Source organism: Microbacterium sp. Bi128, from assembly GCF_918698205.1.
In genome coordinates, this window is the sequence record NZ_CAKKMM010001534.1 from 1 (window position 1) to 1,158 (window position 1,158).

Here is a 1,158-nt window from a genome sequence, read left to right on the forward strand (position 1 = left end):
ACGATCTCATCATGGCTGAGGCCGACGAAGTTCCACCACATCACGATTTTTTCGCCCAGCGGCTCTCCGCCGATGAGGAGAACGCGGGCTCCCTCGCTGCCCGCGACCAGGGTCAGGGACCCGTGGCCGACGGGCAGGTACGCGAGGTTGTCCGTCGGGACCGGCTGCCCGTCCAAGGCAAGGTTGCCCGAGTCCACGAGCAGGCCGTGTTCGAAGGACACATCTGTTGCAAGCGTCAGCTCCGTCCCCGCTTCGAGCAGGAGCTCGGCACCGAGCAGGGGCGTGTGGGTGGTGACGGGCGAGACGGACCCGGCGAGTGCGCCCAGGAAGACGCGCATGGTCCAGCCGTTTCCGCTGACCGGCTCCGGACGGTAGTGCTCAAAAGTGGGCGCCATGTGGCGTGCCGTGTCCGGCAGCGCCACCCACAGCTGCGCGCCGTGCAGGACGGTGGTGTCCGGGGTGGAAAATTCCGAATGGCTGATGCCGCGGCCGGCGGTCATGAGGTTCACTTCACCGGGCCGCACCGCTGCGTGGAAGCCGGCCGAATCCCGGTGTTCGATTTCGCCTGTGAACAGCCAGCTGACGGTTTGAAGCCCGGTGTGCGGGTGGCGCGGGACTTTCATGCCGCCGGAATCGCCGACCTGGTCCGGGCCGTAGTGGTCCAGGAAGCACCACGCCCCGATGAGGCTGCGCTGGCGCTGCGGAAGGGTGCGCCGCACATCCATCGCGCGGGGGCCGCCCAGCGGGACCTGCCGCGGAACCAGGAGTTCGACGCCGGCGCAGGTCCCGTCCGTTTCGCAAAGGATTTCCTGGGGCGCGACTTCGGTATTGCTCATGATGACAGCCTAGCTTCGCGCGGTCCGCGGGTCAGCCTTCGGCACACGGCCTGGACTTCCAGGACCGGGCCTCACATCCAGGCCGAACGGCGCAATGGGGGTTCCGCGCCGCCCGGGCGCTGGACCAGGATCTGGTTCACGCCCGTGATGCCAGCCTCGAAGCCGAGTGCGCTCGCGGCCATGTAGAGCCGCCACACCCGGGCCCTTCCCAGTCCGGCCAAACGCACGGCCTCGTCCCAGTGCTCCTCCAGGTTCCGCACCCACGCCCTGAGCGTCAGGGCATAGTGGGGCCGCAACGCCTCGACGTCCATGATCTCCAGGC

2 protein-coding genes are annotated in these 1,158 nt (G+C 68.4%); both read right to left on the bottom strand.

Going from position 1 to position 1,158, the window contains the following annotated elements; translation table 11 throughout:
• A partial coding sequence (locus tag LQV45_RS34320; protein WP_230012335.1) for a pirin family protein occupies positions 1–836 on the bottom strand: 836 nt, incomplete at its 3' end.
• Positions 837–907: 71 nt separating this feature from the next.
• The coding region (locus LQV45_RS34325) for a class I SAM-dependent methyltransferase (protein WP_230012337.1) at positions 908–1,158 on the bottom strand (251 nt) is incomplete at its 5' end.